This window comes from Leucobacter soli, assembly GCF_042659205.1.
GTDB classification, from domain to species: Bacteria; Actinomycetota; Actinomycetes; order Actinomycetales; family Microbacteriaceae; genus Leucobacter; species Leucobacter soli.
The window spans coordinates 1-4643 of record NZ_JBHSRW010000183.1 but is presented as its reverse complement, the minus strand read 5'-3'; the positions used below and the strand labels follow the sequence as shown (position 1 = coordinate 4643).

Here is a 4643-nt window from a genome sequence, read left to right as displayed (position 1 = left end):
CCAGTCGCGCCGCGGCCGCCAGGCGGGCGATCCGTCTGCGGCGAGGCGCGGCGCCCGGGCGCGCGAGGGGCGGAAGACGGCGCTCATCGGCTCAGCTCCTTCGTGCGCACGCGCGGGTCGAGCGCGAGGTAGCTGAGATCGACCGCGATCGTGATGACCGCGATGATCGCCGCGACGAGCAGGGTGACGGCCTGCACGACGGGCAGATCCTTGAAGAACACGGCCTCCTGCAGCAGCGAGCCGATGCCGGGCAGGGCGAAGACCGTCTCGACGATGATCGTCCCGCCGACGATGAAGGTGAGGATGAGGCCGGCGCCCGTGACGATCGGGATGAGCGCCGAGCGCAGGGCGATCCGGCGCACCTCGCGTTCGCCGATCCCGCGCGCCCGGGCGAAGGTCGTGGCGTCGCTCTGCAGCTCGCGCAGCACCGCGGCGCGGGTGATCCGCTGCAGGATCGCGCCGATGCCGGCGGCGAGGGCGACCGCGGGCAGCACGAGGTGCCAGAGCGTGTCGAGGGCGCCGGATCCTCCGCCGTAGACGGGGAAGATCGGGATGAGCATCGCGAAGAGGTAGAGCAGCAGGATCGCGAGCGCGAACGAGGGCGCGCTGAGGCCGAGCAGGGCGAGTGCGCTGAGGATCCGGTCGCTGCGCCGCCCCTCGCGCGCGGCGCTGAGGATGCCGAGGGGGATGGCCGTGACGGCGGCGATGGCGAAGGCGAGGAGGGCGAGGGTCGCGGTGTTGCCCATCCGCGATCCGATCGCGACCGTCACCGGTTGCCGCAGCCGGATCGAGGTGCCGAAGTCGCCGCGCAGCACCCCCCACAGCCAGTCGAGGTAGCGGACGAGGAACGGGTCGTCGAGGTGGTACTGCGCCCGGATCTGGGCGATGGCCTCGGGCGTGGAGGGCCGCGTGCCGAGCAGGTTCTTCACCACGTCGCCCGGTGCGAGGTAGACGAGCGAGAAGGTGAGGAACGAGATGAGCAGCAGGATCACCAGCACCCCTGCGAGCCGGATGGCGAGGGTGCGCGTGAGCATCCCCGCCATCCGGCCGCCGCGGCTACTCGGCGACCTCGGCGGCATAGAGCTGCGCACCCCAGGGGCCGAGGAACGTGAACGGGCTGAAGTCGTGCACGCCCACCCCGTTGGTCAGGTAGGTGATGGTCTTGCCCCACCAGAGGGGCGCGTTCACGGTCTGCTCGGCGCTGAGCGTCTCGAGCTCGAGCAGGGTCGCGATCCGCTCCGCCGGATCGGTGGCGGCCCCTGCGGCGTCGACCAGCGCGGCCGCCTCGTCGCTCGCGAACTGATTGGGGTTCTCCGGGCCCACGAGGTAGCTGTTGACCTCTGCCGGATCGCCGGTGGTCGAGAAGTACCACATGAAGCTCAGGCCGTGCTCGCCGTCGCCGATGGTGCTCAGCCACTCCTCGATGGGGATCTCGCGGACGGTGAGCGTGATGCCGATCTGCTTCAGGTTCTCGGCGAGCGCCTGCGCCGCCGTGCCCAGCTGGGGGCCGGTGTTCGGGTAGGTCAGCTCGGCGGTGAAGCCGCCGGCGCCCGACTCGTCGAGCAGCTGCTTCGCCGCGTCGAGATCGAAGGCGTGCTGCGGCACCCCGGCCAGCAGCTCGCGAGCCTCGTCGGCGTCGTAGGCCTGGCCCAGCGACTCGGGGGTCATGATCGCGGTCGCGACCTCGCCGTAGCCGCGCAGCAGCTTCTCGGCGACGGTCTCGCGGTCGAAGGCCTGCGCGATGGCGGTGCGGACCTTCGGATCGTCGAAGGGCTCGACCTCCTGGTCGAACATGAGGCCGACGTACGAGAGGTCGTTGACCGCCTCCAGGCGGCCGTCGGAGATCTTTTCCCACTGCTGGGCCTGGTTTATCGGTACGTTGAACGCGACGTCGATGTCGCCCTTCTGGGCGGCGAGCAGTCGGGTGTTCTCGTCGGGGATGAAGTCGACGCGGATCTCCTTCGCCTTGGGCAGTTCGCCCCACCAGGTGTCGACCCGCTCGAGCGTCACGTGCGAATCGGGTGCGAACTCGGTGACCTGGTAGGGGCCGGTGCCGAGCAGCAGCGAGTCGGCGGTCCCGACCTCGCCGTCGTGCTCCTCCCAGAACTCCTGCTGCGTGACGACGAGAGCGCCCACGTTCGCGAGCGTCGACAGGAACGCCGCGTCGGGCTTGGTCGTGGTGATGGTGATCTCGCGGTCGCCGGTGATCTCGGCCGAGTCGAGCGTGCTCAGGTACCACGAGGTGCTCGGCGACGCCTCGGGGTCGGCGGCCTGCTCGAGGCTGAACACCACGTCCTCCGGGGTGACGGGGTCGCCGTTCTGGAACTTCGCCTCGTCGCGCAGGTGGAAGACGTAAGTGTTCGCGTCGGGCGTCTCCCAGGTGTCGGCGAGCGCGGGCACGAACTTGCCGGCGCTGTCGATCCCGACGAGGCCCTCCTGGACGGTGGCGGCGAGGTAGTAGTTGAGGATGCCGCCCTCCTGCCCGACGTAGAGGTTGGCGAGCGAACCGGGGAACGCGACGGTCAGGCTGTCGATCTCCTGACCGCTATCGGCGAGCTCGGTCGGCGCCGACGGCTGGTCGGCGCCGCCTGCGCACGCGCTGAGCACGAGGGCGGCCGCCGTCGCGAGGGCGGCGAGCGCCGTGCGGCGGACCCGCGGCGGGTTCGGGGTCGATGACATGGTGGCACTCCTTCGCGAAGGGGCCCGGCCCCTCGTCGGATACGGCTGATCGGTTCCAGGCTAGTACCGCCGGTGAGGTTTCTGCTCCGGAGATCTCCTCATGTTTCACATGCCGCCCGCTTATCGGTCGGTCGGCCTCGGCGGGCCGGGGCGGCTAGACTGGGGCGGTATCTGCCCAGGCAGCAAGGAAAGGGGCTGAGATGCCCGCGGTACTCATCACCGGCGCCCAGTGGGGCGACGAGGGCAAGGGTCGCGCGACCGACCTGCTCGGGAGTCGCGTCGACTACGTGGTCAAGTTCAACGGCGGCAACAACGCCGGCCATACCGTCGTCGTCGGCGACGAGAAGTATGCGCTGCACCTGCTCCCCTCGGGCATCCTGACGCCGGGCGTCACCCCGGTCATCTCGAACGGCGTGGTCGTCGACCTCGAGGTGCTGCAGGGCGAGCTGGAGGCGCTGACCGCCCGCGGCGTCGACGTCTCGCGGCTGAAGATCAGCGCGAACGCGCACGTCATCACCGCCTACCACCGCACGCTCGACAAGGTCACCGAGCGCTTCCTCGGCAAGCGCCAGATCGGCACGACCGGTCGCGGGATCGGCCCGGCCTACGCCGACAAGATCAACCGCGTGGGGATCCGGATCCAGGACATCTTCGACGAGGGGATCCTGCGGCAGAAGGTCGAGGCGGCGCTCGACTTCAAGAACCAGGTGCTGGTGAAGATCTACAACCGCCGCGCGATCGGCGTGGACGAGGTCGTCGACGATCTGCTCGGCTTCCGGGAGCTGCTCGAGCCGATGGTGTGCGACACCGGCCTGCTGCTGCACGAGGCGCTGCAGGCGGACAAGACGATCCTGTTCGAGGCCGGTCAGGCCACGATGCTCGACATCGACCACGGCACGTACCCCTTCGTGACGTCCTCGAACGCGACGGCGGGCGGGGCGAGCACCGGCTCGGGTCTGCCGCCGCACGCGATCGACCGCGTCATCGCCGTGGTCAAGGCCTACGCGACGCGCGTCGGGTCGGGCCCGTTCCCGACCGAGCTCTTCGACGAGTCGGGCGAGTACCTGCGCGCGCAGGGCTTTGAGTTCGGCACCACGACGGGCCGCCCCCGCCGCTGCGGCTGGTACGACGCGCCGATCGCCCGCTACGCGGCGCGCATCAACGGCGTCACCGACTTCGTGCTGACGAAGCTCGATGTGCTCTCGGGCCTCGAGACGATCCCGGTCTGCGTCGCCTACGACGTGAACGGCGTGCGGCACGACGAGATGCCGGTCAACCAGAGCGACTTCCATCACGCGACGCCGATCTACGAGGAGTTCCCGGGCTGGAGCGAGGACATCTCGGGCGCGCGCCGATTCGAGGATCTGCCGGCGAACGCCCAGGACTACATCCTCGCGCTCGAGGCGATGAGCGGCGCGCGGATCTCGGCGATCGGCGTCGGACCCGAGCGCGAGCAGGTGGTCGTGCGCCACGACCTGCTGGACTAGTCCGTCATCCTGCGTTGCGCAGCAAATCGCAGGATCCATCCCGAGCCCATGGAGTAGATTCTGCGACTCCGGGCGACGCCCTTCGCGCAGAATGACGAGAGGGAAGCACCATGACCGAAGAGACGCCCGAGGCCCGGCTGGCGACCCTGCGCGCGAGCATCGACAACATCGACGCCGCGCTGGTCCACATGCTGGCGGAGCGCTTCCGCTGCACGCAGGAGGTCGGGCGGCTGAAGGCCGAGCACGCGATGCCGGCCTCCGATCCCGACCGCGAGGCGCGCCAGACCGCGCGCCTGCGCTCGCGCGCCGAGGACGCGCATCTCGACCCGGAGTTCGCCGAGAAGTGGTTCAACTTCGTGGTGGCCGAGGTCATCCAGCATCACACGCGTCTGGCCGGGGCCGCGCAGGCGGACGGGCCCGGCACCGACACCGGCACCGCCTGAACCCGCGCCGCGCGGACTACGCGGCTGCGCGCGC

General features: G+C 70.2%; 4 protein-coding genes. 2 read left to right on the top strand and 2 right to left on the bottom strand.

Features of this window, described 5'->3' with window-relative positions:
- Nucleotides 1–83 precede the first annotated feature (83 nt).
- Both ACFPZL_RS10230 and ACFPZL_RS10225 read right to left on the bottom strand, forming a co-directional pair.
- Nucleotides 84–1034 carry an ABC transporter permease gene (locus ACFPZL_RS10230; protein ID WP_236022055.1) on the bottom strand — a complete coding sequence of 317 codons (951 nt, stop codon included), beginning with the start codon at nucleotides 1032–1034 and terminating at the stop codon, nucleotides 84–86.
- Between the two features lie 22 nt (nucleotides 1035–1056).
- On the bottom strand, nucleotides 1057–2679 hold the full coding sequence (locus ACFPZL_RS10225; RefSeq protein ID WP_218115406.1) for an ABC transporter substrate-binding protein: 1623 nt from the start codon (nucleotides 2677–2679) through the stop codon (nucleotides 1057–1059).
- A 200-nt stretch (nucleotides 2680–2879) separates the two neighbouring features.
- Here ACFPZL_RS10225 and ACFPZL_RS10220 point away from each other — a divergent pair, with 200 nt between their 5' ends.
- On the top strand, nucleotides 2880–4166 hold the full coding sequence (locus tag ACFPZL_RS10220; protein ID WP_218115408.1) for an adenylosuccinate synthase: 1287 nt from the start codon (nucleotides 2880–2882) through the stop codon (nucleotides 4164–4166).
- 110 nt (nucleotides 4167–4276) lie between these two features.
- Nucleotides 4277–4609, top strand: coding sequence for a chorismate mutase (locus tag ACFPZL_RS10215; protein ID WP_382335309.1), 333 nt, complete (start codon nucleotides 4277–4279; stop codon nucleotides 4607–4609).
- Nucleotides 4610–4643: the final 34 nt, after the last annotated feature.

Coding starts and splice junctions, on each gene's coding strand:
- ACFPZL_RS10225 (WP_218115406.1), bottom strand. CDS start 2,679: ATGTCATCGACCCCGAACCCGCCGCGGGTCCGCCGCACGGCGCTCGCC.
- ACFPZL_RS10215 (WP_382335309.1), top strand. CDS start 4,277: ATGACCGAAGAGACGCCCGAGGCCCGGCTGGCGACCCTGCGCGCGAGC.
- ACFPZL_RS10220 (WP_218115408.1), top strand. CDS start 2,880: ATGCCCGCGGTACTCATCACCGGCGCCCAGTGGGGCGACGAGGGCAAG.
- ACFPZL_RS10230 (WP_236022055.1), bottom strand. CDS start 1,034: ATGCTCACGCGCACCCTCGCCATCCGGCTCGCAGGGGTGCTGGTGATC.